Raw genomic sequence first — 25,213 nt, forward strand, 5'->3', positions numbered from 1 at the left:
ACCGACGGGAACGGCAGGCGTCATGTCCGGTCCCACTCGTCACCGACGCCCCTTCATTGCCGACAGGAGAGACCGCCATGCGACTCAATGCCGACTTCAGCCGCCGCGCGGTGGTCACCCCCGAGGAGTACCGCTGGGTGGACTCCCCCACGGCCGGCGTGGAGCGGATGATGCTCGACCGCGTCGGCGACGAGGTGGCCCGCGCCACCTCCCTGGTGCGCTACGCGCCGAACAGCACCTTCCCGACCCACGAGCACGGCGGCGGCGAGGAGATCCTGGTGCTGGAGGGGGAGTTTGCCGACGAGCACGGCCGCTACCCGGCGGGCCACTACCTGCGCAACCCCATCGGCACGGCCCATGCGCCCCGGGTGGGCGAGCAGGGCGCGCTGATCTTCGTCAAGCTGCACCAGTTCTCGCCGGACGACACCGAGCAGAAGGCGATCGACACCCGGGCCGGTGACTGGCGGCCGGGCCTGGTCGAGGGCCTCTCGGTGCTGCCGCTGCACGATTTCGAGGGCGAGCACGTGGCCCTGGTGCGCTGGGCGCCGAACACCCGCTTCCAGCCCCATGTCCACTGGGGCGGCGAGGAGATCCTGGTGCTCGAGGGCACCTTCCACGACGAGCACGGCGCCTATCCCGCCGGCAGCTGGCTGCGAAGCCCCCACGGCAGCCGGCACACCCCCTTCACCGGCGAGGACGGCGCGCTCATCTACGTCAAGGTGGGCCACCTGCCGCCCGCGTGAGCGGCCCGGTTACCCCTGCTGACAAATCGCTACCGGCCCCGATTGCGCGTGTCTCGCCCGCTGTGCTACCCCTGAGAGGGACCTTCCCTAGAGCGCCCTTCGCCGAAGGGCCACGGACAAGGAGACGTCATCATGGGTATTGAAGTCGGCGGCCTGCTGGGCCTCATCTGGCTGATCATCGTGATCTGGGCCATCGTCAAGGTGGCCCAGAGTTCGGCCGGGGGGCTCGCCAAGCTGCTCTGGATCCTGGCGCTGCTGGTCTTCCCGCTGGTCGGGCTGATCGTCTGGCTGCTGTTCGGCCCCAAGGGGTAGCGACGCCAGCCGCGATTCCGCCGCCATCGATTCGGGTCACCTGCGGGTGGCCCGACCTCGTCTGGGGGCCTCGCGCTCACGGTACCGGCGGGATGTCGCGGGGCTCGCCCCGGTCGCACTTCACGCACCCGAGCGTCAGGCCGAGCCGCGAGCGTCGGCCCGCCTCGCTGAGCACCCAGGGGCGCTCGACCCAGGGCGGGTTGTGGCGGACGTGCTGGCAGTGGCCGCAGGCGAGCTCGGCCACCCAGTGGCCCTCCTCGTCGCGGTGGTAGCCGACGATCGGCTGTTGCATGGGCCCTCCTCAGGTCGTGCGGGGTGACGCCGGGTCGTCGTCCGGCGCCGCATAGCGCGCGAGGTGCCCTTCGATCACCGCCTCGATGTCGGCGAGGGTCGCCGCGTCGAAGGCCGCGATCCCCAGGCGGCGCAGCAGCGGCTCGCGGCCGATCAGGAAGAAGACGATCTGGCCGATCAGGGTGTGGGTCTCGAGGATCACCCGGCGATCGTCGACCGCCCGGTCGGTGAGCCGGGCGATCAGGCCGCCCAGGGTCGCCTGGACCAGGCCGAAGGCCTCGGCCTGGAGGATCTCGAAGGCCTCGCCGGGATGCACCTGTTCGCGCATCACCAGCAGCAGCCACCGGCGGCACTCCTCGTCCTCGGTGAAGGTGCGCACCATGCGCCGGGTGACGGCGCGCAGCGCGGCCAGGGCAGCGTCGCGCTCACCGGCGGGCGCCGGCACGTCGAGCGCCAGCCGCGTCCTCAGCTGCTCGGCGATATGGCGCGCCGCGGCGAGATAGAGCCCGCGCTTGTGGCCGAAGTGGTAGGCGATGGAGCCGATGTTGGCCTCCGCCGCCTCGGCCAGCTCGCGGGTGGTGGTGGCCTCGAAGCCGTATTCGCCGAACAGCCGGATGGCGGCCTGGATCAGCCGCTCGCGGGTATCGAGGGACGCGGAACGGAGCACCATGGCGTCAGCTCCTCCCCGCCGGGGCGCGGGTGTCGATGCCGAAGAACAGGGTGTAGAGCACCGGCACCACGCCCAGGCTCATCACGGTGCCGATCCCCAGGCCGAAGGCCATGGCCGCGGCCATGCCGTAGAACAGCGGGTCGCGGCCGAGGATCAGCGGCAAAAAGCCCAGGATGGTGGTGATCGCCGACATCAGGATCGGCCGCAGGCGCCGGGCCGAGGCCTTGATCACGGCGTCGCGCCCGGAGAGCGCGGGGTCGGCGCGCTCGATGTCGATGCGGTCGATCAGCACGATGGCGTTGTTGATGATGATGCCGGCCAGGCTGTAGATGCCGAGCAGCACCATGAAGCCGAAGTTGGCGCGGGTGGCCAGCAGGCCCAGCGCCACGCCGACGATCACCAGCGGGATGGTGGCGACGATCACCAGTGGGCGCTTGAAGGAGTTGAACTGCCCCACCAGCAGGATGAAGATCAGCCCGAGGCACAGCGGCAGGTTGGCCTGCAGGGCGGCCTGCCCCTCCCGGGACTCCGCCACCACGCCGTCGAACTCGATCCAGTGCCCCGGGGGCAGCGTGGCCTCCAGCTCGCGCAGCGCCGGCTCGAAGCGCGGCACCATGTCCTCGGCGGTGTAGTGGCGGTTGCGCCCCTCGACCGTGATGGTGCGCACCAGGTTCTCGCGGTCGATGCGGTAGTAGCCGCTGTCGAGGCGCACCTCGGCCACCTGGTTGAGGGGCACGCCCGCCCCGGGGGTGCCCAGCGGATAGACGATCAGCGACTTCAGCCGCTCGACGCTCTCGCGCTGGGCGTCGGCGTAGCGCATCACCACCGGGATGATGTCGTCGCCCTCGCGGTAGTGGCTGAGGCGGTAGCCGTCGATGGCGCCGGTGAGCGAGCGGGCGATGTCCTCGGAGCTGATGCCCGCGCTGCGCGCCCGGGCCTGGTCGACCTCGATGGTCAGCGACGGAATCCGCGCCTCCCAGCTCTGGCGCACGTCCCGGGCGCCGTCCAGGTCGCGCAGGATCGCCTCGGCCCGCTCGGCGGCGGCGAACAGCACCTCCCGGTCCGGCCCCTTGACCTGCACCTTGAGCAGGGTGCTGTCGGAGGGGCCGAGGAACATCCGCGTGACCTGGGGCGAGAGGTCCGGGTGGCGGGTGGCGAGGAAGGTGCGGGTCGCCCGGATCACCGCCTCGACCCGCTCGCGGTCGGCGACGTTGAGCACCAGGAAGCCCTTGTTGGGCGCCGGGTCCAGCGGCGTGAGCGAGAGCACGAAGCGCGGCCCGCCGAAACCGGCGTAGGCGGCCACGCCGGTGACGTCGCCGGCGAGCGCCGGGGCCTCGAGCAGCGCGTCGCTCAGCGCCTGGACGCGCCGGCCGGTGAGGGTCTCGGCGATGTCCGAGGGGAAGTCGATGGTCACCAGCACCTGGTTGCGGTCGGAGTCGGGGAAGAACTTCTTGGGCACCCCCTGCATCATCGCCACCCCGACGACCAGCAGCAGGGCCATGGCGGCCAGGAACAGCCCCCGGTGGTGGAGCACCCCGGCGAGCCAGCGGCCGTAGCGCCGGGCGACCCAGCCGAAGGCGCGGTCGGAGAGCCGGGCCGCTCCATCTGGCTCGGCCGTGGCCGGCCGCTCGGCCGAGGGCGCCTTGAGGAAGCGGTGGCAGAGCGCCGGGGTGACCGTCATCGACAGGAACCAGGAGGTGAGCAGGGTGATGGCGATGACGATGGAGATCGAGCGGGTGTACTCGCCGGAGGCGTGCTCGGCGAGCATCAGCGGCAGGAACACCAGGATGGTGGTCAGGCTCGAGGAGAGCAGCGGCAGGGCGAGCTCGGCGCCGGTCTCGCGGATCGCCGCGTCGCGGTCGCTGCCGGCCTCCAGGCGGGTCTTGAAGTCCTCGGCGACGACGATGGCGTTGTCGACCAGCAGGCCCAGGGCGATCACCAGGGTGGCGAGGCTCGCCCGCTGCAGGGTCAGCTCGGCGAGCCCCATGATGGCCAGGGTCACCAGCATCACCGCGGGGATGATCGAGCCGACGATCAGCCCGGTGCGCAGGCCCAGGAAGAGGATCACCACCCCCAGCACGATGGCCAGCGTCTGCATGACGCTGGAGGTCACCCCGTAGACGGCGTTGGCCACCTGCTCGGGCTGGAAGGTCATGATGTCGAGCCGGTAGCCGGCCGGCAGGGTGGGGCGGATCTCGTCCAGGCGCGCCTTGATGGCGCGGCCGACGTCCAGCACGCTCTCGCCCTCGAGCATCGAGACGGCGAAGACGATCGCCGGCCGGCCGTTGAAGTAGGCGGGCCGGTCCGGGGGATCCTCGTAGCCGCGGCTGATCTCGCCCAGGTCGCGCAGGCGCAGGGTGCCGCCGTCGGGCAGGCGCAGCTCGGTGTCGCCCAGCGCCTCGAGGCTTGGGAACTCGCCGCTGACCTCCAGCGCCAGGCGCTGCTCGCCGGCCTCGAGGATGCCGCCGGGCGGGAAGATGTTGCGGCGCTGGATCTGGCCGGCCAGATCCCCGGGGGAGAGGCCGAGCTCGGCGAGGCGCGCCTCGGCGATGTCGATGAAGATGCGCTGCTCCTGCACGCCCAGCAGCTCGACCCGCTTGATGCCGGCGACCCCGTAGAGGCGGGTGCGGATGTGCTCGGCGATCTCCTGCTGCTCGGCCTGGGGGAAGTCGTCGGCGGTGAGCGCCGCGGTGACCACGGCGACGTCGCCGAAGTCGTCGTTGAGCACCGGGTCCCGGGTGCCGGCGGGCAGGTGGGGCCTCGCCGCCTCGACCTTCTGGCGCACCTCGTCCCAGATCTGCTCCAGGTCGAAGTAGCGGTCCTGGATCTCCACGTGGAGGATCGAGCGGCCGCGCATCGAGGTGGAGCGGATCCGCTCCACCTCGCCGATGGCGCGGATGCTCTCCTCCAGCGGCTTGGTGATGTTCTCCTCCACCTGGGCGGCCGGCAGGCCGGGGAAGTCGGTGGTGACCACGGCCTCGCGCACGGTGATCTCGGGATCCTCCCGGGCCGGCAGGGTGGCGTAGCTGTAGAGGCCGTAGAGCATGGCCACCAGGGTGGCCAGGTAGAGGACCGGGCGGCGCGTCAGGGCGAGCTGGCTCAGGTTCATGGCGGCCTCAGTGGTAGCGCTCGGGGCCGTGGCCGAGCAGGCTCACGGTCTGGCCGGGGCGCACGAACTCCACGCCGCGGGCCACGATGCGCTCGCCCGGGGCCAGTGCGCCGCGCACGCTGGCCCGGCCCTCGCCCAGGCTGACCACCTCCACCGCGACGCGCTCGAGGATCCCCTCCGCGGTGATGCGCAGCACATGGGCGTGGCGGAGGCCGTCGCCCTCGCCGCTCTCCTCGCCATCGCCTTCGCGATCGAACCCCAGGGCGGTCATCGGCACCGGCAGGGCCCCGTCGCCCTCGGTCGCGCGCGGGTCCAGCGATAGCTCGACCCGGGCGGTCATGCCCGAGCGCAGGCCGGGAGGCGGCGCGTCCACGCCGAGGATCACCGGGTAGTCGTTGGAGGAGCGGGGCTGGGTGCCGAGGTGGCGCAGGGTGGCCGCGCTCTCGGCGTTGCCCAGGGCGGGCAGGAGCACGCGGTGGGTCGAGCCCGGCGCCAGGGCGTCGACCAGCGTCTCGGGCACGCTGGTCTCGACCTCGAAGCCCTCCCGGTCGGAGATCACCTCGAGCACCGGCTGGCCGGCGGCGACCCGCTCGGCGGGCTCGGCCCGGCGCCGGCTCACCGAGCCGTCGAAGGGGGCCGCGAGGCGGGTCAGCGTCAGGTCGCGTTCGGCAAGCGCCAGGGCGGCCCGGGCCGAGGCCAGGCGGGACTCGGCGGTGCCCAGGGCGGCCCGGGCGGCGTCTAGGCGCGTCTGGCTGACATAGCCCTTGTCGGCGAGGCTGGCCTGGCGGCGGTAGTCCTCGCGCTTCTCGCGCAGCACTGCCTCGGCCTCCTGCCGCTCGGCGCGGCGCTGGTCGGCCACCAGGCGATAGCGGGCGGCGTCGAGCTCGGCGAGCACCTCGCCGGCGGCGAAGCGCTCGCCGACCTCCAGGGGCAGCCGGTCGAGCTCGCCGGGGATCTCGAAGCTCAGCGCGGTGCGCTCGGCGGCCGTGATCCGGCCCGAGAGGCGGGTGATGGCGGCGCCGTTGCCCGCCTCGATGACGTGGCTGTCGACCACGATGGGCGGCGGCTCGGCGGGCGGGCCGGCCTCCGGCGAGCAGCCGGTGACGAGCCACGAGAGGCCGGCCAGCAGCACGCAGAGGGCCGACAGGCGGCGGGGGAGCGGCATGGGCATTCCTCGACGGCAAGCGATGGGCATCGGGCACGCCCGAGGCCAAGCCGCAGTGTATTAATCAGCTGATTAAATCGCAACGGCGCCCGGCGCCGGCGGCTCAGTGCGCCGAGGAGGCCGCCCAGATGTTGACGCCGCCCTCCACCGCGTAGCGGTCGATCTCGGCGAGCTCCTCGTCGCTGAAGGCCGGCCCCGAGAGGGCGCCCACGCTGTCGATCACCTGCTCGGGCCGGCTGGCGCCGATCAGCGCCGAGGTCACCCGGCCGTCGCGCAGCGTCCAGGCGATGGCCATCTGGGCGAGGGTCTGGCCGCGCCGCCGGGCGATCTCGTTGAGCGCCCGCACCCGTTCGAGGTTCTCCGGCGAGAGGTGGTCATCGTTGAGCGCCTTGCCCCGCACCCGGCGGCTGTCCTCGGGGATGCCGTCCAGGTACTTGTCGGTCAGCAGGCCCTGGGCCAGCGGCGAGAAGACGATCGAGCCCATGCCAAGATCATCGAGGGTGTCGAGCAGGCCGTCGTTCTCGATCCAGCGGTTGACCAGCGAGTAGCTGGGCTGGTGGATCAGGCAGGGGGTGCCCAGCGAGCGCAGGATCTCGACCGCCTCACGGGTGCGCTGGGCATTGTAGGAGGAGATGCCGGCATAGAGCGCCTTGCCCTGGCGCACCGCCTGGTCCAGCGCACCCATGGTCTCCTCCAGCGGGGTCTCGGGGTCGAAGCGGTGGGAGTAGAAGATGTCGACGAAGTCGATGCCCAGCCGCTCGAGGCTGCGATCGAGGCTCGAGAGCAGGTACTTGCGGCTGCCCCACTCGCCGTAGGGCCCGGGGTGCATGCGGTAGCCGGCCTTGGTGGAGATCACCAGCTCGTCGCGGTAGCCGGCGAAGTCGCTGGCGAGGATGCGCCCGAACAGCGTCTCGGCGCTGCCCGGCGGCGGGCCGTAGTTGTTGGCCAGGTCGAAGTGGGTGATGCCGTGATCGAAGGCGGTGCGGCAGATCGCCCGGGCATTGTCGAGGCTCGCGGTCTCGCCGAAGTTCTGCCACAGCCCCAGCGACAGGGCCGGCAGCTTCAGGCCGCTGCGTCCGCAGCGGTGGTAGGGCATGCGCTCGTAGCGCTCGTCCGCGGGGGTGTAGGGCATGGGGATCTCCTGGTGAATGATCGTTGCGCCCGTTCGGGGAACGGGCGGGGCCATGGGCGTCACGCCGGGCAGGCGGCGAGGTGCGTGCGGTCGCGTCCGGCGCGCTTGGCGGCGTAGAGGGCGGCGTCGGCGCGCCGGAAGAGGCCGGGGTAGGGCTCCCCCGGCTGGTGCTCGCCGATGCCGCCGCTGACGGTCACGCCGAGCGTCTGCCCGTCATCGAGGGGCACCCGCCCCTGGCGCACGTGGGTCCGCACGCGCTCGACGATCTCCCGGGCCGCGTCTTCGCTGGCGCCCGGCATCACGATCACGAACTCCTCGCCGCCGCTGCGCGCCACGAGGTCGCCGTCGCGCAGGCACTCGGCCATCCGCGCGCCGAGCCAGCGCAGCACGCGGTCGCCGACGTCGTGGCCGTGGGTGTCGTTGATCGCCTTGAAGTGGTCGACATCGAGCACCGCCAGGGAGAAGGGCGAGGCACCGGCGTCGCGCGCCTGCATCAGCCGCTCGATGTGGCGCTCCAGGGCAGAGCGGTTGGGCAGGCCGGTGAGATGGTCGGTCATCGCCCGGTCGGCCATGCGGTCGCGCTCGCGGCGTACCCGCTCGAACTCGACCTCGTGGGTGATGACGCGCTCCGCGGCGTTGGCGATCAGCCGCAGCAGCTCCTCCTCGATCTCGCTGAAGGCTCGCCCGCGCGGGGCAGCGCTGGAGAAGTTGAGGGTGCCCCAGACCCGGCCGTTCACGCGCAGCGGGATGCCGATGTAGCTCTCCAGGCCGAAGGCCTGGTAGCAAGGGTGGCCGCTGACGCGCGGATCCTCGCCCGCCCTGACGGTGTGGAAGACGTCCGCCGCGTCGAGCATCAGCCGGCAGTAGGTGTCGCCCAGCGCAAAGGTGGTGCCCGGCGCGATCTCGGGGCCGCGGGAGGCGGCCCACCAGACGGTGTAGCGCTCCTCCTCGATGCGGCTGACCAGGCCGATCTCCAGGGAGAGGTAGGCCAGGGCGTCCTGGAGCAGCTGCTCGATGATCTCCCGGGTGCCGATATCGGTGCGGTTGATGCCCGTGTGCACGTCGCGCAGCAGCTGGATCATGCTCGCGTACTCGGAGATGTCCTGGATGATGGCGTAGAACCCGACCACCTCGTCCTCCAGGAAATCGGGCACGTAGTGGACCTTGAAGAAGGCGGTGCGGCCGTCTGCCAGCGTCAGGCGATCCTCGTAGTTGACCTCCTCGCCGGCCAGGGCGCGGCGGAAGCGCGGCGCCACCTTGGCGAAGGAGGCCTCGTCGAGCACCGACGACACCGGCCGGCCGTAGAGCGCCTCGCGGCTGAGGCCGATGAAGTCCAGGTAGGCCTGGTTGTTGAGGCGAAAGCAGCCCGCCGGGTCGACGTAGGCGACCATCACCGGCAGGCGGTCGGCGAGGCGCTGGATCACGCCCCCGTCGTCGTGGGGCTCGGCCGTCAGCCGCAGGGCGACGCTGCCGTCGGTCAGCAGGTAGACGCCGCAGGACTCGGTCTCCAGGGCCCGGGTCTGGCGCGGGCCGGGGGCGCGGGCGGTGAGCTGCTCGAGCAGGGTGGTGGCCAGGTGGGTGCGCGCGGGGGGCAGGGCGTCGAGCGGGCATCCGACCAGGGCCTCCGGCGGCTCCCCGAGCAGCGACACGGTGTCGCCGAGCGCCTCGAGGATGCGCCGCTCGCGGTCGACGTGCAGGTGGACGGTCCGCGACAGGGTCAGGACCTCCTCGCGCCAGGAAGGTGAGATCATGCAGTGAATCGCCTCTCGCTCATGTGACTCTGGCGATTCACGCTGCCGCAAGCCGTGGAGGATGTCCACGAAAAAGCGCCGCCGGCAAGCCGGCAGGCGAACGCTTCGGCATTTGATCGAGCATGCTGCCGCCTTCGGTGCGGGCCTGCGTCCCGCGCCGAAGGCGGTGTGGGGTGAAGGCTCCTAGCGGGGGCCGTGCGAGTGCCGACCGGCACCGGTTGGCCGGCGAATGAAGCGCACCGGCGGGTGGAGCCGGTCCTCCCCGGTGGCCCGCTCCGGGGCCGGACGCACCTGCCAGCCGCGGCGGGTCGCCCAGGCCTTGAGCTCCCGGTAGTCGAGCAGCGGATGTTGTCGGGGGGAGGGGGAGGGAGCAGGAAAGGCGTTGGCGAGATGGGGATAGCGGGCCAGGGCATCGGCGCCGTCATGGGCGCTCAGGGCGCGATCCAGGGCGGTCTGCCAGGCTCTGGCGTTTCGATGAATGCTATTGCCTTGAGTTGTATGCATTGGATTGCCCTCTTTAAGAGCTATGGCCCTGCATTATGTAACTACCAAGAGGCTCTAATAGCTCGAAAAAAGGGGCATCCCCTGGTGGGGAGCCCCTGTAACTGTCAGTTGGGAGTCGAGCGGTAATGCTCAGGAACGCGGACTTTTTTACCGTTTTGGTCGGTCCTTGTGTGCGCAGGCACATGGACCTTTTTTTTGCCAGAATCGGTTTTAGCCATGGCTAATATCCTCTGTCTATGAGGCGGCCAACTTGACCTTGGCTAACCTAGAGAGGACAATCTCTCCGCTTTTGGTAGCTAGCCTACCCGAGCCTTCAGGGGTGGCCACACGCCCTGACGCTCAAGACGCCCGAAGTTGCCGCTTCGGGCGTTTTTTATTGGCCCTTGTTTAGTACAAGGGCCAAATTCTTCCTATCAATCCCAGCTCAGCGCGCCGCCCACCTGGTACTCGGTGACGCGGGTCTCGAAGAAGTTCTTCTCCTTGCGCAGGTCGATGATCTCGCTCATCCACGGGAAGGGGTTCTTCGCGCCGGGGAACTGCTCCTTCAGGCCGATCTGGGCCAGGCGACGGTTGCAGATGAAGTGGAGGTACTCCTCCATGATCGCCGCGTTCATGCCCAGCACGCCGCGCGGCATGGTGTCGCGGGCGTAGGCGATCTCGAGCTCGGTGCCCTCGAGGATCATCTGGGTCACCTCGTCCTGGAACTCGGCCGTCCACAGCTGCGGGTTCTCGATCTTGATCTGGTTGATCATGTCCACGCCGAAGTTCAGGTGCATGGACTCGTCGCGCAGGATGTACTGGAACTGCTCGGCGACGCCGGTCATCTTGTTGCGCCGACCCATGGAGAGGATCTGGCTGAAGCCGCAGTAGAAGAAGATGCCCTCGGTGACGCAGTAGAAGGCGATCAGGTTGCGCAGCAGCTCCTGGTCGGTCTCCGTGGTGCCGGTCTGGAAGTCCGGGCGCGCCAGCGACTGGGTGTGCTTGAGGCTCCAGGCCGACTTGGCGGCGACGGAGGGCACCTCGCGGTACATGTTGAAGACTTCGCCTTCGTCCATGCCCAGCGACTCCACGCAGTACTGGTAGGCGTGGGTGTGGATCGCCTCCTCGAAGGCCTGGCGCAGCAGGTACTGGCGGCACTCGGGGTTGGTGATCAGGCGGTAGAGGGCCAGCACCAGGTTGTTGGCGACCAGCGAGTCCGCGGTGGAGAAGTAGCCCAGGCTGCGCTCGACGATGCGCCGCTCGTCCGCGGTGAGGCCTTCGGCGCTCTTCCACAGGGCGATGTCGGCGTTCATGTTCACTTCCTGGGGCATCCAGTGGTTGGCGCTGCCGTCCAGGTACTTCTGCCAGGCCCACTCGTACTTGAAGGGCACCAGCTGGTTGAGGTCGGCGCGCGCGTTGATCATCTGCTTGTCGTCGACCTCGATGCGCGCCGCGCCCATCTCGAGCTCCTCGAGGCCGGCGGCCACGTCGAGCTCCTCCAGGGAGCGCTTGGCGCGGGCCACGCGGTCCTCGTCGGCCGCGCGGTAGCTGCCGGCGCTCTCCGCCACGGCTGCCGGGGCGGGCTCGGGCGCCGGGGCCGGCGCGGGCTGGGCCGCGGCCGGCTGTTCGGCGACCGCGGTATCGTCTTCGTGAAACTCGTCCCAGTTCAGCATGTCGTGTTCCTCGATGTGTCGTGGGGCCGGAAGGCCGGCGTGGCCTTCCGGGCTTGTCAGGGGGATCGGCGCGGGCGCCGCGGCGTTACTGGCAGGCCTCGCAGCCCAGCTCGTCGATCTCGCCCGCGGAGGGCGCCCGGGAGCCGCTGCCGCTCTTGCCGGACAGGAAGTCCTCGACGCCGCGCGCCTCGGGCTTGGCCTGCGGGCTCGGCGCCGGAGCCGGGGCGGCGTCCGGGGCGGCGTTGCTCACCGCGTTGAGGGTGCCGCGCTCCACGGTGGACTTCTCCACCGAGGTGGCGCCCAGGGCGCGCAGGTAGTAGGTGGTCTTCAGGCCGCGGAACCAGGCCATCCGGTAGGTCACGTCGAGCTTCTTGCCCGAGACGCCCTGGATGTAGAGGTTCAGCGACTGCGCCTGGTCGATCCACTTCTGGCGACGCGAGGCGGCCTCGACCAGCCACTTGGGCTCGACCTCGAAGGCGGTGGCGTAGCGGGCCTTGAGATCGGCCGGCACGCGATCGATCGGCTGCACGCTGCCGTCGTAGTACTTGAGGTCGTTGATCATCACCTCGTCCCACAGGCCGCGCGCCTTGAGGTCGTTGACCATGTAGGAGTTGACCACCGTGAACTCGCCGGAGAGGTTCGATTTCACGAACAGGTTCTGGTAGGTCGGCTCGATCGACTGCGACACGCCGCAGATGTTGGAGATGGTCGCGGTCGGGGCGATGGCCATGACGTTGGAGTTGCGCATGCCCTGCTCGGCCAGCTTGTCGCGGATCCGTCCCCAGTCCTGGGTCTGGGAGGTGTCGACCTCGATGTACTTCTCGCCGCGCTCCTGCTTCAGTTTCTCGATGGAGTCGATCGGCAGCACGCCCTGGCTCCACAGCGAGCCCTCGTAGCTCTCGTAGCGGCCGCGCTCGGCGGCGAGGTCCGAGGAGGCCTCGATGGCGTGGTAGCTGACCAGCTCCATGGAGCGGTCGGCGAACTCGACGGCCGCCTCGGAGGCGTAGGCGATGCCGTGGGCGTAGAGGGCGTCCTGGAAGCCCATGATGCCGAGGCCCACCGGGCGGTGCTTGAGGTTCGAGCGCTTCGCCTGGGGCACCGCGTAGTAGTTGATGTCGATGACGTTATCGAGCATCCGCACCGCGGTGCGCACGGTCTTCTTGAGCTTCTCGCCGTCGAGCTCGCCGTCGGTCATGTGCTGGGCGAGGTTGACCGAGCCCAGGTTGCAGACCGCGATCTCGTCGACCGAGGTGTTCAGGGTGATCTCGGTGCACAGGTTGGAGCTGTGCACCACGCCGGCGTGCTGCTGGGGGCTACGCAGGTTGCACGGATCCTTGAAGGTGATCCAGGGGTGGCCGGTCTCGAACAGCATCGAGAGCATCTTGCGCCACAGGTCCTTGGCCTTGACCCGCTTGAAGAGCTTGAGCTGACCGTTGCGGGTCATCTCCTCGTACTCCTGGTAGCGCTGCTCGAAGGCGGCGCCGTACAGGTCGTGGAGGTCCGGGCAGGTGGCCGGCGAGAAGAGCGTCCACTCCTCGTCGTCGAAGACGCGCTTCATGAACAGGTCCGGCACCCAGTTGGCGGTGTTCATGTCGTGGGTGCGGCGGCGGTCGTCGCCGGTGTTCTTGCGCAGCTCCAGGAACTCCTCGACGTCGAGGTGCCAGCTCTCGAGGTAGGCGCATACGGCGCCCTTGCGCTTGCCGCCCTGGTTGACGGCCACCGCGGTGTCGTTGACCACCTTGAGGAAGGGCACGACGCCCTGGGACTTGCCGTTGGTGCCCTTGATGTAGGAGCCCAGGGCGCGCACCGGCGTCCAGTCGTTGCCGAGACCGCCGGCCCACTTGGAGAGCATGGCGTTGTCGCGGATGGCGCTGTAGATGCCGTCCAGGTGGTCGGGCACGGTGGTCAGGTAGCAGCTGGAGAGCTGGCTGCGCTGGGTGCCGGCGTTGAACAGGGTCGGCGTGGAGGCCATGTAGTCGAAGCTGGAGAGCAGCTCGTAGAACTCGATGGCCCGCGCCTCGCGGTCGTCCTCGTTGAGTGCCAGGCCCATGGCGACGCGCATGAACATCACCTGGGGCAGCTCGTAGCGCACCTCGTCGCGGTGGATGAAGTAGCGGTCGTAGAGGGTCTGCAGGCCCAGGTAGGTGAAGGCGTTGTCGCGGGTGTGGTCGAGGGCCTCGCCCAGCCGGTCGAGGTCGAACTCGGCCAGCGCCTCGTCGAGCTGCTCGAACTCGATGCCCTTCTCGATGTAGGCCTTGAAGGCCGGCGCGTAGAGCTCGGCCATGTCGCTGTAGGTGGCCTCCTCGGCCACGCCCAGGAAGGAGAGCGCCTCGCGGCGGATGTTGTCCTGCAGCAGGCGGGCGGTGACGTAGGTGTAGCTCGGGTCCTTCTCGACCAGGGTGCGCGCGGTCATGGTCAGCGCCTGGGAGACGCCGTCGGCGCTCACGCCGTCATAGAGGTTGCGCACCGAGTCGTCGACGATCTTCTGCGGCTCGGTGTTGGGCAGGTCCGAGCAGGCCTCATAGACCAGGGTCTCGATGCGGCCGAGGTCCAGCGGACGGGTGCTGCCGTCGGGCAGGGTCACGTTGAGGCTCGGGTGGGGCTTCTGGATAGCGTCACCGGCGGCCGCGCGGGCCCGGGCGTGCTCCTCGCGGTAGAGCACGTAGGCGCGGGCGACCTTCTGCTCGCCGCCGCGCATCAGCGCCAGCTCGACCTGGTCCTGGATGTCCTCGATGTGCAGGGTGCCGCCGTCGGGCATGCGCCGCACGAAGGCGTGCTCGATCGCCTCGGTGGACTGGCGGACGAAGTCGCGGACCCGGGAGGAGGCGGCGGCGTTGTCGCCCTCCACGGCGATGAAGGCCTTGCTCATGGCCACGGCGATCTTGTCGGCATCGAAGGGCATGACGTCGCCGTTGCGCTTGATGACGCGCAGGGCCTTGGGTGCGGTGACGGAAACGGACGACTCGTCCGGTGTGACATTGGTATCCATGGCGCCGGGTCCCTGACTCGGTGAAACGTGTGGTGAAGGCCGCCGTGCGGGCGACGGTTGACAGCTGTGGGTGTGATTGTTAGCGGCACATGATGTAGTGCTCGTGCTGGATCGAGGCACAAGATAGTGTGCTTTCTCGGCTTCATCAAGTGGATAACCTGTGGATGGGCTGTGACCTTCCGTGGGGTAGAATCGGGCCTCTCGCCAGGCCCCGTGGTTGGGCCCGGCGACGCCCCCTGTCGCCAGGTGGCGACGGGAAGGCGAGGCTCCGGTTTTCGGGTATCCTTCAGGCAAAGGCGTCGGCTCCGCCCCGGGAGCCCGCCCCGCTCACCTGCGCGCCAGGATGGAACAGAGGATGGACGACAGCTTGCAAGCCCAGGAACTGGATCACGTGCTGATCATCGAGGACGACGAACGATTGGCCGAGCTGACCCGCGACTATCTGGAGGCCAACGGCTTCCAGGTCACGGTCGAGGCCGACGGCGCCCGCGGCGTCGAGCGGATCCTTTCCCTGCAGCCGGACCTGGTGATCCTCGACCTGATGCTGCCCGGCGAGGATGGCCTGTCGATCTGTCGCCGGGTGCGCGGCGATTACGCCGGCCCGATCATGATGCTCACCGCCCGCACCGACGACATGGACCAGGTGCTGGGCCTCGAGATGGGCGCCGATGACTACGTGCCCAAGCCGGTGCAGCCGCGGGTGCTGCTGGCGCGCATGCGCGCCCTGCTGCGCCGCGCCGAGCCCGGGGCCGCCGGCGAGGAGACGCGGCTGACCTTCAGCGACCTGGTGATCGACAACGCGACCCGCGAGGCCTGGCTCGACGGCGAGCGCATCGACCTGACCAGCGCCGAGTTCGACCTGCTGTGGCTGCTGGCCAGCAACGCCGGCCGGGTGCTGACCCGCGAGGAGATCTTCGATCGCCTGCGCGGCATCCGCTACGACGGCCAGGACCGCTCCATCGACGTGCGCGTCTCGCGCATTCGCCCCAAGATCGGCGACGACCCCAACCAGCCGCACCGCATCAAGACGGTACGCAGCAAGGGCTACCTCTTCGTCAGGGATGGCTGACCCATGCGGCGGAGGCTGGCCGACAGCACCTTCCTGCGCGTCTATGTGCTGCTGGCCCTGGCGCTGCTGCTGACCTTCGGCCTGGCCCTGCTGGGCCTGGCCCTGGTCGACCAGGTGCGCCGCGAGCACTATCGTGAGCAGCTGGTCGAGCCGCCGATGCGCGTGCTGAGCCGCTGGGTCGAGTCGCTGCCCGAGGCGCGGCGCGAGGCGTGGCTGCTGGAGCGCTCCGAGCAGCTCGACATGACCCTGCGGGTGGTGCCGGTCGAGGCCCGGGCCCTCAACTACTTCTCGCGGACCCGCCTGCGCTCGGGGCGCGTGCTGGTGATCCCCCGCAAGGACCACGGCTGGCGGCTCTGGCACCTGCTGGACGACCAGCAGCAGCTGCTCGAGGTGGACGTGGCGACCATCAGCGAGCAGCAGCTGCGCGGGCTCACCGAGCTCTTCGCCGAGTGGCTCGCCCGGGTGCCGGCCGCCGATCGCCAGGCGCAGCTCGAGCGCATGGCCGGCGACGCCGTGCCCCTGGAGCTTCTGGTCACCGCCCCCGAGGGGCTGGATACCCGGCAGCTGGTGCGCCTGGCGGACGGCGAGGTGGTCATCCGCCTGATCCCGGGGCGCCTCTCCATGGCGATGTACCGCCTGCTGCCCAGCGACGGGCCCCGGGCGAGCTGGCTGGCCATCGGCCCGGTGAAGGCCTTCGAGCCGCTGCCCCTGCCGCTGCAGCTGACGCTGCTGATGCTGCTGCTCAGCGTGCTGGCGGCGATCATCTACCTGATCGTGCGCGGCGTTGAGGCCCGCATGGCGCGCCTCGAGCTCGCCGCCACGCGCATCGCCGGCGGCCGCCTGGATACCCGGGTCAAGGTCGAGAGCGGCGACTTCCTGGGGCGGCTGGGCATGGCCTTCAACGGCATGGCGGCCCAGGTGCAGTCGCTGCTGCGCGCCCAGCAGGACATGATCCGCGCCGTCTCCCACGAGCTGCGCACCCCGGTGGCGCGCATTCGCTTCGCGGTGCAGATGGTCGAGGACATGACCGATGACCCGGCGATCCGCCGCCAGCTCAAGGGCGTCGACGGCGACATCGCCGAACTCGACGAGCTGATCGACGAGATCCTCACCTATGCCCGGCTGGGCAGCGAGACCGCCAACGGCGGCGAGCTCGAGACCTCGCTGGTCGACTGTCGCGCCATGGCCGAGCGCGTCATCGAGGCCCTGCGGCCGCTGCACGGCGCCATCCGCATCGAGCTGGTCGAGGGGTCGGAGGTGGAAGTCCAGGCCGAGCCCCGCTACCTGCAGCGCGCCCTGCAGAACCTGGTGGCCAACGCCTGTCGCCACGCCCGCAGCCGGGTGGTGATCCGCCTGCAGGGCGAGCCGCGGCTGGTGCGCCTGGACGTGGAGGACGATGGCCCGGGCATCCCCGCCGCGCAACGCTCCGAAGTCTTCAAGCCCTTCGCCCGCCTCGACGACAGCCGCACCCGCCGCTCCGGCGGCTATGGCCTCGGGCTCTCCATCGTGCAGAAGGTCATGGCCTGGCACGGCGGCAGCGTGGTGCTGGATGCCAGCGCCGAACTGGGCGGCGCGCGCTTCACCCTGCTGCTGCCGCGCCGCGCCCCTACGCCGGCCTGATCCCCTCCAGCACCGCAAACGACGTCTCCCGGGCGGTGCGCAGGAAGTCCTCCATCCAGGGCGCGCCGCGGGTCTCCTCGCGGATCGCCGCGAACAGCGTGCTCCATATCCCCTTCTCGCCCAGCGCCACGGCCTTGACGTAGTCGCGCTCCAGGTACTCGGTCAGCGCCCAGTTGGGCAGCGCGCAGACGCCGCGCCCGCTGGCGACCAGCTGCATCATCATGATGGTGAGCTCGGCGGTGCGCACCTCCTTGGGGCGCACCCCAGCGGGGTCGAGGAACTGGGTGAAGACGTCCAGGCGCGAGTGCTCCACCGGGTAGGTGATCAGGGTCTCCTCGCCGAGCTCCTCGGGGGTGACGAAGGGCTTGCTCGCCAGCGGGTGCTGGCGCGCCACCGCCAAAAGCCCCTCGTAGCGGAAAAGCGGCTCGTAGTGCACCCCCGGCAGCGGCTGGGGGTCGGCGGTGATCACCAGATCGAGCTGCTCGCGGGCCAGCGCCGGCAGCGGGTCGAAGTGGTGGCCGCCGGGGATGTCGATCTCCACCTCCGGCCAGTGGTCGCGGAAGTGGTCCACGGTGGGCATCAGCCACTGGAAGCAGCTGTGGCACTCGATGGCCATGTGCAGCCGCCCCTGCTCGTTGCCGGCTAGCCGCGCCAGGTCGCGTTCGGCCATGCGCACCTGCGGCAGCACCTGCTCGGCCAGGGTCAACAGCCGCAGGCCGGCACGGGTGAACTCCACCGGCCGGGTCTTGCGCAGGAACAGCGGGCTGCCCAGGCGCTCCTCCAGGTCCTTGATCTGGTGGGAGAGGGCCGACTGGGTCAGGTGCACGCGTTCGGCCGCCTCCACCAGTGAGCCGGCATCGCGCAGGGCGACCAGGGTGCGCAGATGGCGAAGTTCGAGCATGGGAGTGAGCCTGATTCATCTTTAAGATGTGAAAGTTTAGTTTGATTCACCCTCCATGGCCAGCGAGACTCCCCAGCATCATTCATGAAAAAAGGATGTCATCATGACGATGGCTCATGTTATCGGCTATCCGCGCATCGGCGCGGACCGTGAACTGAAGCGTGCCACCGAGGCCTACTGGCAGGGCAGCCTGGACCGGCAGGCCCTGGAGGCCACCGGCCGGGAGCTGCGCCTGGCCAACTGGGCGGCCCAGCGCGAGGCCGGCCTCGACTTGGTGACCGTGGGCGACTTCGCCTTCTACGACCAGGTGCTCGACGTGTCGGTGATGGTCGGCGCGGTGCCGGCCCGCTTCGGAGCCGACGAGGAGCTGGCCCGCGGCGAAGTGGACCTCGACACCGCCTTTCGCATGGCCCGGGGCCGCGCCCCCAGCGGCGCGCCGGCCGCGGCCTGCGAGATGACCAAGTACTTCGATACCAACTACCACTACCTGGTCCCGGAGCTGCATCCCGGCCAGCGCTTCCGGCTCGCCAGCGCCCGGCTGTTCGACCAGGTGGAGGAGGCGCGCGGCGCCGGCCACGCGGTCAAGGTGGCGCTGACCGGCCCGCTGACCTGGCTGTGGCTCGGCAAGGGGCGCGGCGACGTGCCCGAGGACTTCGATCGCCTCGACCTGCTCGACGGCCTGCTCGACGTCTATGTCGAGATCCTCGAGCGGCTGGGCGGGCAGGGCGTCGAGTGGGTGCAGCTCGACGAGTCGGCGCTGGTGCAGGACCTGCCGCTTGCCTGGCGCCAGGCCTATGAGCGCGCCTATCACCGCCTGCAGGCCGCCCCGGTCAGGCTGCTGCTGGCCAGCCCCTTCGGCGGCCTCGGCGACAACCTCTCCCTGGCGATGAGCCTGCCGGTGGCCGGCCTGCACATCGACGCGGTGCGCGCCCCGGGGGAGCTTGATGCGGTGCTCGACCGCCTGCTGCCCCACAAGGTGCTCTCGGTGGGGGCGATCGACGGACGCAACGTCTGGCGGGCCGACCTGGCGCTGTGGCGCGAGCGCCTGGCCGTGGCGCGCATGCGCCTGGGCGAGCGGCTGTGGATCGCCACCAGCTGCTCGCTGCTGCACGTGCCGGTGGACCTCGCGGCGGAGACCGCCCTGGATCCCGACCTCAAGCGCTGGCTGGCCTTCGCCCGCCAGAAGCTCGACGAGGTCGCGACCCTGGCTCGCCTGCTCGACGGTCGCGCCGACGCCGCCGACCGCGAGCGCGTGGAGGCCGCCAGCCGCGCCCTCGAGGCGCGTCGCGAGGCCGAGCGCCTGCATCGCCCCGAGGTGGCCAAGCGGCTGGCCGGCGTCAGCGACGACGATGCCCGGCGCCGACGCCCCTACGCCGAGCGCGCCCTGGCCCAGCAGCGCCACCTCGCCCTGCCACTGTTCCCCACCACCACCATCGGCTCCTTCCCCCAGACCGGCGAGATTCGCGCCGCGCGGCGCGCCTTCAAGGCCGGCGATCTCTCCCGGGAGGCCTACGAGGCGCAGATGCGCGAGGAGATCGCCCGGGCCGTGGCGCGCCAGGAGGCGCTCGGCATCGACATGCCGGTGCACGGCGAGCCGGAGCGCAACGACATGGTCGAGTACTTCGGCGAGCAGCTCGACGGCTTCGCCTTCACCCGCTTCGGCTGGGTGCAGAGCTACGGCACGCGCTGCGTCAAGCCGCCGATCCTGTTCGGCGACGTGGTGCGCCCGGCGGCCATGACGGTGCGCTGGAGCGAGTACGCCCAGTCGCTCACCGAGCGGCCGATGAAGGGCATGCTCACCGGCCCCGTCACCGTGCTGCAGTGGTCGTTCGTGCGCGACGACCAGCCCCGCGAGACCACCTGCCGGCAGATCGCCCTGGCGCTGCGCGACGAGGTGCTCGACCTCGAGGCGGCGGGCATCCGCGCCATCCAGATCGACGAGCCGGCGCTGCGCGAGGGGCTGCCGCTGCGCCAGGCCGAGTGGCAGGGCTACCTCGACTGGGCCGTGGAGTGCTTCCGGCTGGCCTCGGCGGGGGTGCGCGACGAGACCCAGATCCACACCCACATGTGCTACGCGGAGTTCAACGACATCATCGCCGCCATCGCGGCCCTGGACGCCGACGTCATCACCATCGAGACCTCGCGCTCGGACATGGAGCTGCTCGACGCCTTCCAGGACTTCGCCTACCCCAACGCCATCGGGCCCGGCGTCTACGACATCCACTCGCCGAACATCCCCGAGGTGGACTGGATGGTGGCGCTGATGGAGCAGGCCGCCGAGCGCATCCCGGTCGAGCGGCTCTGGGTGAACCCGGACTGCGGCCTCAAGACCCGCGGCTGGGCCGAGGTGGAGCCGGCGCTCGCCAACATGGTGGAGGCGGCGCGGGTGCTGCGTCAGCGCCACGGCTGAGATCCGCCCTGCAAGCCGGCAGCCGCGAGTGGCTCATGGCGGTGGTTGACGCCGGGCGGCGCCAAGCCGTCCGGCGGCTGGTATCCTGCGGTAACGAAAGCGCACGCCAGGTAAGCGCACGTCAAGGAATCGTCTGCCAAGGAGCCCTGCCATGTCCCGCCATGTCCCCCTTCGTCTCGCCCTGCCGCTGCTGCTGGCCCTGGGGCTGTCCGGCTGCGTCACCGTCGTGAGCGCGCCGGCGCCCGAGCCGGCGCCGTCCTCCCCGGAGGCAGCCGACACGGCCCAGGGCGAGGCCACGGCCAAGGCGCCGTTGCTGCCCTCGACGCTGTTTCCCGGCCAGGCCGACAAGCTGACCGCCTGGCGCTGCACGCCGGCCCAGGACCTGGTCACCGCCGCCACCGAGGAGGAGCTGCGGCTCTGGTCCGCCCAGGGCGGCACGCGCCTCGACCCCGCCGTGGTGGCCAGCGGCGCCCGCTACCAGCAGGGCGACCTGAGCTTCTGGAACAAGGGCCGCGAGGCGCTGGTCGAGAGCCAGCGCGGCCGGCTCGACTGCCGGGTCGACGTCACCAACGACGCCCTGACCCGCCAGGAGCACCCCGGGGTGATGTTCCACGGCCAGGGCAACGAGCCGGGCTGGCACGTGGAACTCGCCAACGACGTCCCGGAGCTGACCATGACCCTGGACTACGGTCGCCGGGAGGTGACCCTGCCCTACCGGGTGACCACCCTGGACAACGAGGCCGGGCGGGTGATCCTGGCTAGCGGCCAGGCGGCGCGCCCCTTCACCCTGCGCATCGAGGCAAAGGCCTGCTTCGACACCATGAGCGGCCGGCCCTGGCCGGCCCGGGTGACCCTGGCCCTGAACGACGAGGTCTACCGGGGCTGCGGCCAGGGCATCGCGCCCTGAGGAGGTGAGCGGGAGGTTTCTTTCGTTTTTATCGAAAGAAACCGGCGGATCTTTGCGCTTTTCGTTGCATTTAGTGCACGTAGAATGGCTCCATCATCCGCTGACGCTCAGGAGATCGCCATGACCACCCGTGCCCTCATCCTCACCTCGTCCATCCTCGGCGAGCATGGCCAGTCCAACGCCCTGGCCGAGCACTTCCGCCACGAGGCCGCCGCCCGCGACGGTCTCACGCTCACCGTGCGTGACCTGGTGGCCGAGGAGCTGCCGCACCTGACCCAGCCGGAGCTCGCCAGCTGGCAGGCGCCGGCCGACGAGCGCTCGGACGAGCAGCGCGCCCTGGCCGCGCGCTCCGACGACCTGATCCGCGAGCTCAAGGAGCACGATGTCGTGGTGCTGGCGGTGCCGATGTACAACCTCGGCGTGCCCTCCCAGCTCAAGGCGTGGTTCGACCGCGTGCTGCGCGCCGGCGAGACCTTCCGCTATACCGAGAATGGCCCCGAGGGCCTGGTCGAGGGCAAGCGGGCGGTGATCCTGACGGCCCGGGGCGGCCAGTACGCCGGCACGGCAATGGACAGCCAGACGCCGCACCTCAAGGGCATGCTGGGGCTGATCGGCATCACCGAGGTGGACGTGGTCTTCGCCGAGGGGCTCGCCATGGGCGAGGCGCACCGCGAGGCGGCGCTCACCGAGGCGAAGCAGGCCATCGCGGGGCTGGTGGAGCGCCTCTGATTGTTCAGGCAGTGACCGAAAACGCGCACGGGGTGGCATCGGCCACCCCGTTCGCGTTCTGGGGCCCGGCACCGCGATCCCTCAACAGGTGCCGGGCGCGCCGATCCACCACTGGCGGGCGACGAAGTCGCTGGTGCAGAGCCGCGGCTGCGGGCTCAACAGGCGCTCGCCGAGCCGCGTCAGCGCCTCGCGGCGGTTGCGCCCGGGGGAGGCGAGCTGCTCGGAGACCGCCACCGGCCGCCAGGCGTCGCCCTCGCGGGTCGCCAGGGTGAAGGCGAAGGGGTGGAAGCCCGGGAAGCCGAGGCGCAGGTCGGTGGCCACCAGGGTGTCGCGGCCGCCATGGTCGCGCGTCTCATAGCGCAGGAAGGGACCGGCGAACCAGTCGAGCCGCCGGCCGCGGCGGCTCTCGAGCGCCTCGGCCTCCAGCTCGGCGCCGCGGGCGTAGGTCTCGAGCAGCGGGGCGCTGTCGCCGTCGAAGACGCCCACCAGGGCCTCGTGGTAGCGCGCGCCGTCGACCACGGTGACGCGCCACAGCAGGATGTTGAAGGGGGTGGGCTGGACCAGCCGCGGGGCCTGCTCGAGCCCCCGCTCGGCCAGCACCGGTTCGATGCGCGCCTCGACCAGCTGCCGGGCGCCCATGGCGAGCACCAGGTAGGCGCAGGCGAGGGCGAGGCCCCAGGTCGCGGGACGCGCCGCCCGGCCGGTGACCAGCGCCACGGCGATGCCGCCCAGCAGCGGCAGGGTGTAGAGCGGGTCGATGATGAAGACGTGGGGCCAGGCCGCGGGCCGCACCTCCAGCGGCCACCAGAGCTGGGTGCCGTAGGTGGTCAGGGCGTCGAGCAGCGGGTGGGTCAGCAGGATCAGTGCGAAGAAGGCGCCCCAGCGTGCCGGCGAGATGTCTCGGTGCTTCGCCAGGCGCGCCGACAGCAGCGTCAGGACCGCGGCGAGCCCCGCCAGCACGAACAGCGAGTGGGAGAAGCCGCGGTGCCGGGTGACGTTGGCCACGGCGTCGCCGTAGTCGATGATCACGTCCAGGTCGGGCAGGGTGCCGAGCACCGCGCCGATCAGCACCGCCTTCCGGCCCAGCCGCCGGCCGAGTACCGCGCCGCCGATCGCCGCGCCCAGCGCGGCCTGGGTCATCGAATCCATCGGTGGGCTTTCCTTCTAAGGAGAGTGCCCGGCCATGATGCCATGATCATGGGCCGTTGCGGGTAGGAGCAGGGCTCGGCGGTTTACCGGAGACAGGCCTCGCTCCGAGACCACGGCTTAGCTACTTGCCCAGGCCGGGCCGGCGGCGAGGATACGTGCCTGCACCGGGCAGTCGTCGCGGTGGGCGCCGGGCAGGTAGCCGCTGCTCATCAGGAACTCGCCGACGATCTCCGGCCCGGTAAAGCGGAAGGTGCGCTTGAACAGGCGCACCCAGTCGCCATGGGCGAGCGGGTGATGGTGCTCCAGCCACGCCTGGAAGCTGCCGTGCTCGGCGCGCAGCGCCTGGATCACGCCGGCATTGTGGATCGCCGCGTCGACCTTGAGCCGGTTGCGGATGATCCCGGCATCCGCCAGCAGCCTTGCGCGGTCGGTCTCGCCGTAGGCCGCGACCCGATCGATGTCGAAGCCCTCGAAGGCGGCCTGGAAGGCCGCGCGCTTCTTCAGCACGGTGAGCCAGGAGAGTCCCGCCTGGTTGATCTCCAGCACCAGGCGCTCGAAGAGGGTGGCGTCGTCGCCGACCGGGAAGCCGTATTCGCGGTCGTGGTAGGGGCCGTGGAACGGATGGCCGGGGGCCAGGTCGCAGTAGTGGCTCATGCTGTCGCTCCGGGGTGGCAGAGGAGCCGGGAGATGCCCGACAATCGACGACACCTTAACCCTTGGAGTGCCCGTCATGACACCACTGCACCGCCTGATCCTCGCCGGCGCCCTGCTGACCGCCGCCAGCCCCGCCTGGGCCGAGGCGCCCCTGGTGGAGATGCACAAGGATCCCAACTGCGGCTGCTGCACGGCCTGGGCCGAGCACATGGAGGCGGCGGGGTTCGAGGTGCGACAGCACGAGACCCGCGACATGCGCGCGGTAAAGATCGAGCACGGCCTGACCCCGGGGCTCGCCTCCTGCCACACGGCGGTGGTCGACGGCTATGTGATCGAGGGCCACGTGCCGGCGGCCGACGTGCGCCGCCTGCTCGACGAGCGCCCCGACCTGGCGGGCCTGGCGGTGCCGGGCATGCCCCACGGCTCCCCCGGTATGGAGACCGGACGCCACGACGACTACGCCGTGCTGGGCTGGCGCCATGACGACCGCACGCCGTCGGTCTTCGCCGAATACACCCACGACTGAAGCGACAGGAGTTCCCCATGCAGTACCTGCACACCATGGTTCGCGTCAGCGACCTCGACGCCTCGCTGCACTTCTACTGCGACCTGCTGGGCCTCAAGGAGGTGCGCCGCAAGGAGAACGAGAAGGGGCGCTTCACCCTGGTCTTCCTCGCCGCGCCCCAGGACGAGGCGCGCTCGGCCGAGCTCCAGGCCCCCGAGCTCGAGCTCACCTGGAACTGGGACCCAGAGGAGTACACCGGCGGGCGCAACTTCGGCCACCTGGCCTACCGGGTGGACGACATCTACGCCCTCTGCGAGCACCTCCAGGCCAACGGCGTGACCATCAATCGCCCGCCGCGGGACGGCCACATGGCCTTCGTCAGAAGCCCCGACGGCATCTCGGTGGAGCTGCTGCAGGCCGGCGAGGCGCAGCCGCCCAGGGAGCCCTGGGCCTCCATGGAGAATACCGGCACCTGGTGAGGGCCGCGGCGGCCGGGCGCTCGATCAGTCCGGCCGCCAGGCCATGCGTCCGCTGCCTAGGAAGACCAGCGCCAGGGCAGAGAGGAAGAACATGCCCTGCAGCTCAAGCTGCCAGCCGCCGTTGTCGTTGAGCATGAACACCTCGCCGGTGTGCACGAGCAGGAAGGCCACCAGCATGTTGCCGGCCATCAGCAGCCCGGCAAGGCGGCTCTGCCAGCCCAGGATGGCCATGATCGGCGCGAGCACCTCGCCGATCAGCACCCCGTAGGCCAGGAAGGAGGGCAGGCCGTAGCCCTGGAGCATGCCGCCGATCCAGTCGAGGCTGCCCGGGTTGAGCAGCTTGGCCACGCCGTGGAAGAGCATCAGTCCGCCCACGGCGAGGCGCAGGATCAGCTTGCCGAGGGCGTCATTGTGAAGCGCTTTGAGCATGTGGGGCGTCCTTGTCGATGGCGATGGTCTCAGCATTGTCCGA

The 25,213-nt window shown here is 70.4% G+C and carries 22 protein-coding genes; 9 read left to right on the forward strand and 13 right to left on the reverse strand.

Annotated elements, in window-relative coordinates:
* Nucleotides 1-77 precede the first annotated feature (77 nt).
* Both C9F13_RS06230 and C9F13_RS06235 read left to right on the forward strand, forming a co-directional pair.
* A complete protein-coding gene (locus C9F13_RS06230) occupies nt 78-743 on the forward strand; it encodes a cupin domain-containing protein (RefSeq protein ID WP_108445379.1) in 666 nt (221 codons plus the stop codon).
* A 132-nt stretch (nt 744-875) separates the two neighbouring features.
* Complete coding sequence (locus tag C9F13_RS06235; RefSeq protein WP_108445380.1) at nt 876-1,055, forward strand: PLDc N-terminal domain-containing protein; 180 nt, start codon at nt 876-878, stop codon at nt 1,053-1,055.
* Nucleotides 1,056-1,131: 76 nt separating this feature from the next.
* Here C9F13_RS06235 and C9F13_RS06240 read toward each other — a convergent pair whose 3' ends face one another.
* The 9 genes from C9F13_RS06240 to C9F13_RS06280 form a co-directional block, all read right to left on the reverse strand.
* On the reverse strand, nt 1,132-1,347 hold the full coding sequence (locus C9F13_RS06240; protein ID WP_108445381.1) for a DUF3565 domain-containing protein: 216 nt from the start codon (nt 1,345-1,347) through the stop codon (nt 1,132-1,134).
* A gap of 9 nt (nt 1,348-1,356) precedes the next feature.
* Entirely contained in the window at nt 1,357-2,016 is a 660-nt protein-coding gene (locus C9F13_RS06245; RefSeq protein WP_108445382.1) for a CerR family C-terminal domain-containing protein, read from the reverse strand.
* A 4-nt stretch (nt 2,017-2,020) separates the two neighbouring features.
* Nucleotides 2,021-5,125, reverse strand: coding sequence for an efflux RND transporter permease subunit (locus tag C9F13_RS06250; protein WP_108445383.1), 3,105 nt, complete (start codon nt 5,123-5,125; stop codon nt 2,021-2,023).
* A 7-nt stretch (nt 5,126-5,132) separates the two neighbouring features.
* Nucleotides 5,133-6,290, reverse strand: a complete 1,158-nt coding sequence (locus C9F13_RS06255) for an efflux RND transporter periplasmic adaptor subunit (RefSeq protein ID WP_108445384.1) — start codon at nt 6,288-6,290, stop codon at nt 5,133-5,135.
* 103 nt (nt 6,291-6,393) lie between these two features.
* The gene (mgrA, locus tag C9F13_RS06260) at nt 6,394-7,422 is read right to left on the reverse strand and encodes an L-glyceraldehyde 3-phosphate reductase (protein WP_108445385.1); all 1,029 of its coding nucleotides are present in this window, start codon (nt 7,420-7,422) and stop codon (nt 6,394-6,396) included.
* 59 nt (nt 7,423-7,481) lie between these two features.
* Nucleotides 7,482-9,173 (reverse strand): sensor domain-containing diguanylate cyclase, encoded by a 1,692-nt coding sequence (locus C9F13_RS06265; protein ID WP_108445386.1) that lies wholly within the window; start codon nt 9,171-9,173, stop codon nt 7,482-7,484.
* Nucleotides 9,174-9,356: 183 nt separating this feature from the next.
* A complete protein-coding gene (locus tag C9F13_RS06270) occupies nt 9,357-9,677 on the reverse strand; it encodes a hypothetical protein (RefSeq protein WP_108445387.1) in 321 nt (106 codons plus the stop codon).
* A 413-nt stretch (nt 9,678-10,090) separates the two neighbouring features.
* A complete protein-coding gene (locus tag C9F13_RS06275) occupies nt 10,091-11,329 on the reverse strand; it encodes a ribonucleotide-diphosphate reductase subunit beta (protein WP_108445388.1) in 1,239 nt (412 codons plus the stop codon).
* An 85-nt stretch (nt 11,330-11,414) separates the two neighbouring features.
* Nucleotides 11,415-14,318 (reverse strand): ribonucleoside-diphosphate reductase subunit alpha, encoded by a 2,904-nt coding sequence (locus tag C9F13_RS06280; RefSeq protein ID WP_108445389.1) that lies wholly within the window; start codon nt 14,316-14,318, stop codon nt 11,415-11,417.
* Nucleotides 14,319-14,673: 355 nt separating this feature from the next.
* Between C9F13_RS06280 and C9F13_RS06285 the strand changes: the two genes are divergently transcribed.
* Both C9F13_RS06285 and C9F13_RS06290 read left to right on the forward strand, forming a co-directional pair.
* Entirely contained in the window at nt 14,674-15,387 is a 714-nt protein-coding gene (locus tag C9F13_RS06285) for a winged helix-turn-helix domain-containing protein (RefSeq protein ID WP_108445390.1), read from the forward strand.
* A 3-nt stretch (nt 15,388-15,390) separates the two neighbouring features.
* Nucleotides 15,391-17,007, forward strand: coding sequence for an ATP-binding protein (locus C9F13_RS06290; RefSeq protein ID WP_108445391.1), 1,617 nt, complete (start codon nt 15,391-15,393; stop codon nt 17,005-17,007).
* Here C9F13_RS06290 and C9F13_RS06295 read toward each other — a convergent pair.
* On the reverse strand, nt 16,994-17,908 hold the full coding sequence (locus C9F13_RS06295) for a LysR family transcriptional regulator (protein WP_108445392.1): 915 nt from the start codon (nt 17,906-17,908) through the stop codon (nt 16,994-16,996). The genes C9F13_RS06290 and C9F13_RS06295 overlap by 14 nt on opposite strands.
* Nucleotides 17,909-18,011: 103 nt before the next feature.
* Here C9F13_RS06295 and metE point away from each other — a divergent pair, with 103 nt between their 5' ends.
* From metE to C9F13_RS06310, 3 genes are all read left to right on the forward strand, one after another.
* On the forward strand, nt 18,012-20,318 hold the full coding sequence (gene metE, locus C9F13_RS06300; RefSeq protein WP_108445393.1) for a 5-methyltetrahydropteroyltriglutamate--homocysteine S-methyltransferase: 2,307 nt from the start codon (nt 18,012-18,014) through the stop codon (nt 20,316-20,318).
* Between the two features lie 151 nt (nt 20,319-20,469).
* Nucleotides 20,470-21,225: a COG3650 family protein gene (locus C9F13_RS06305; RefSeq protein WP_108445394.1), complete on the forward strand. Its 756-nt coding sequence runs from the start codon at nt 20,470-20,472 to the stop codon at nt 21,223-21,225.
* Between the two features lie 120 nt (nt 21,226-21,345).
* A complete protein-coding gene (locus tag C9F13_RS06310; protein WP_108445395.1) occupies nt 21,346-21,954 on the forward strand; it encodes an FMN-dependent NADH-azoreductase in 609 nt (202 codons plus the stop codon).
* Between the two features lie 81 nt (nt 21,955-22,035).
* Here C9F13_RS06310 and C9F13_RS06315 read toward each other — a convergent pair whose 3' ends face one another.
* Both C9F13_RS06315 and C9F13_RS06320 read right to left on the reverse strand, forming a co-directional pair.
* On the reverse strand, nt 22,036-23,103 hold the full coding sequence (locus tag C9F13_RS06315) for a metal-dependent hydrolase (RefSeq protein ID WP_108445396.1): 1,068 nt from the start codon (nt 23,101-23,103) through the stop codon (nt 22,036-22,038).
* 117 nt (nt 23,104-23,220) lie between these two features.
* A complete protein-coding gene (locus C9F13_RS06320) occupies nt 23,221-23,757 on the reverse strand; it encodes a DNA-3-methyladenine glycosylase I (RefSeq protein ID WP_108445397.1) in 537 nt (178 codons plus the stop codon).
* A 76-nt stretch (nt 23,758-23,833) separates the two neighbouring features.
* Here C9F13_RS06320 and C9F13_RS06325 point away from each other — a divergent pair, with 76 nt between their 5' ends.
* Together C9F13_RS06325 and C9F13_RS06330 are read left to right on the forward strand one after the other, a co-directional pair.
* A complete protein-coding gene (locus C9F13_RS06325; RefSeq protein ID WP_108445398.1) occupies nt 23,834-24,283 on the forward strand; it encodes a DUF411 domain-containing protein in 450 nt (149 codons plus the stop codon).
* Nucleotides 24,284-24,300: 17 nt separating this feature from the next.
* Nucleotides 24,301-24,741: a VOC family protein gene (locus C9F13_RS06330; protein ID WP_108445399.1), complete on the forward strand. Its 441-nt coding sequence runs from the start codon at nt 24,301-24,303 to the stop codon at nt 24,739-24,741.
* A gap of 24 nt (nt 24,742-24,765) precedes the next feature.
* Here C9F13_RS06330 and C9F13_RS06335 read toward each other — a convergent pair whose 3' ends face one another.
* A complete protein-coding gene (locus C9F13_RS06335; protein WP_108445400.1) occupies nt 24,766-25,170 on the reverse strand; it encodes a DoxX family protein in 405 nt (134 codons plus the stop codon).
* Nucleotides 25,171-25,213 lie beyond the last annotated feature (43 nt).

This window comes from Halomonas denitrificans (genome assembly GCF_003056305.1).
Taxonomy (GTDB): domain Bacteria; phylum Pseudomonadota; class Gammaproteobacteria; order Pseudomonadales; family Halomonadaceae; genus Halomonas; species Halomonas denitrificans.

Bases quoted from the DNA above. Each gene is read 5' to 3' on its own strand.
- C9F13_RS06230 (WP_108445379.1), top strand. From the start codon at position 78: ATGCGACTCAATGCCGACTTCAGCCGCCGCGCGGTGGTCACCCCCGAG.
- C9F13_RS06235 (WP_108445380.1), top strand. From the start codon at position 876: ATGGGTATTGAAGTCGGCGGCCTGCTGGGCCTCATCTGGCTGATCATC.
- C9F13_RS06240 (WP_108445381.1), bottom strand. From the start codon at position 1,347: ATGCAACAGCCGATCGTCGGCTACCACCGCGACGAGGAGGGCCACTGG.
- C9F13_RS06245 (WP_108445382.1), bottom strand. From the start codon at position 2,016: ATGGTGCTCCGTTCCGCGTCCCTCGATACCCGCGAGCGGCTGATCCAG.
- C9F13_RS06250 (WP_108445383.1), bottom strand. From the start codon at position 5,125: ATGAACCTGAGCCAGCTCGCCCTGACGCGCCGCCCGGTCCTCTACCTG.
- C9F13_RS06255 (WP_108445384.1), bottom strand. From the start codon at position 6,290: ATGCCGCTCCCCCGCCGCCTGTCGGCCCTCTGCGTGCTGCTGGCCGGC.
- mgrA (WP_108445385.1), bottom strand. From the start codon at position 7,422: ATGCCCTACACCCCCGCGGACGAGCGCTACGAGCGCATGCCCTACCAC.
- C9F13_RS06265 (WP_108445386.1), bottom strand. From the start codon at position 9,173: ATGATCTCACCTTCCTGGCGCGAGGAGGTCCTGACCCTGTCGCGGACC.
- C9F13_RS06270 (WP_108445387.1), bottom strand. From the start codon at position 9,677: ATGCATACAACTCAAGGCAATAGCATTCATCGAAACGCCAGAGCCTGG.
- C9F13_RS06275 (WP_108445388.1), bottom strand. From the start codon at position 11,329: ATGCTGAACTGGGACGAGTTTCACGAAGACGATACCGCGGTCGCCGAA.
- C9F13_RS06280 (WP_108445389.1), bottom strand. From the start codon at position 14,318: ATGGATACCAATGTCACACCGGACGAGTCGTCCGTTTCCGTCACCGCA.
- C9F13_RS06285 (WP_108445390.1), top strand. From the start codon at position 14,674: ATGGACGACAGCTTGCAAGCCCAGGAACTGGATCACGTGCTGATCATC.
- C9F13_RS06290 (WP_108445391.1), top strand. From the start codon at position 15,391: ATGCGGCGGAGGCTGGCCGACAGCACCTTCCTGCGCGTCTATGTGCTG.
- C9F13_RS06295 (WP_108445392.1), bottom strand. From the start codon at position 17,908: ATGCTCGAACTTCGCCATCTGCGCACCCTGGTCGCCCTGCGCGATGCC.
- metE (WP_108445393.1), top strand. From the start codon at position 18,012: ATGACGATGGCTCATGTTATCGGCTATCCGCGCATCGGCGCGGACCGT.
- C9F13_RS06305 (WP_108445394.1), top strand. From the start codon at position 20,470: ATGTCCCGCCATGTCCCCCTTCGTCTCGCCCTGCCGCTGCTGCTGGCC.
- C9F13_RS06310 (WP_108445395.1), top strand. From the start codon at position 21,346: ATGACCACCCGTGCCCTCATCCTCACCTCGTCCATCCTCGGCGAGCAT.
- C9F13_RS06315 (WP_108445396.1), bottom strand. From the start codon at position 23,103: ATGGATTCGATGACCCAGGCCGCGCTGGGCGCGGCGATCGGCGGCGCG.
- C9F13_RS06320 (WP_108445397.1), bottom strand. From the start codon at position 23,757: ATGAGCCACTACTGCGACCTGGCCCCCGGCCATCCGTTCCACGGCCCC.
- C9F13_RS06325 (WP_108445398.1), top strand. From the start codon at position 23,834: ATGACACCACTGCACCGCCTGATCCTCGCCGGCGCCCTGCTGACCGCC.
- C9F13_RS06330 (WP_108445399.1), top strand. From the start codon at position 24,301: ATGCAGTACCTGCACACCATGGTTCGCGTCAGCGACCTCGACGCCTCG.
- C9F13_RS06335 (WP_108445400.1), bottom strand. From the start codon at position 25,170: ATGCTCAAAGCGCTTCACAATGACGCCCTCGGCAAGCTGATCCTGCGC.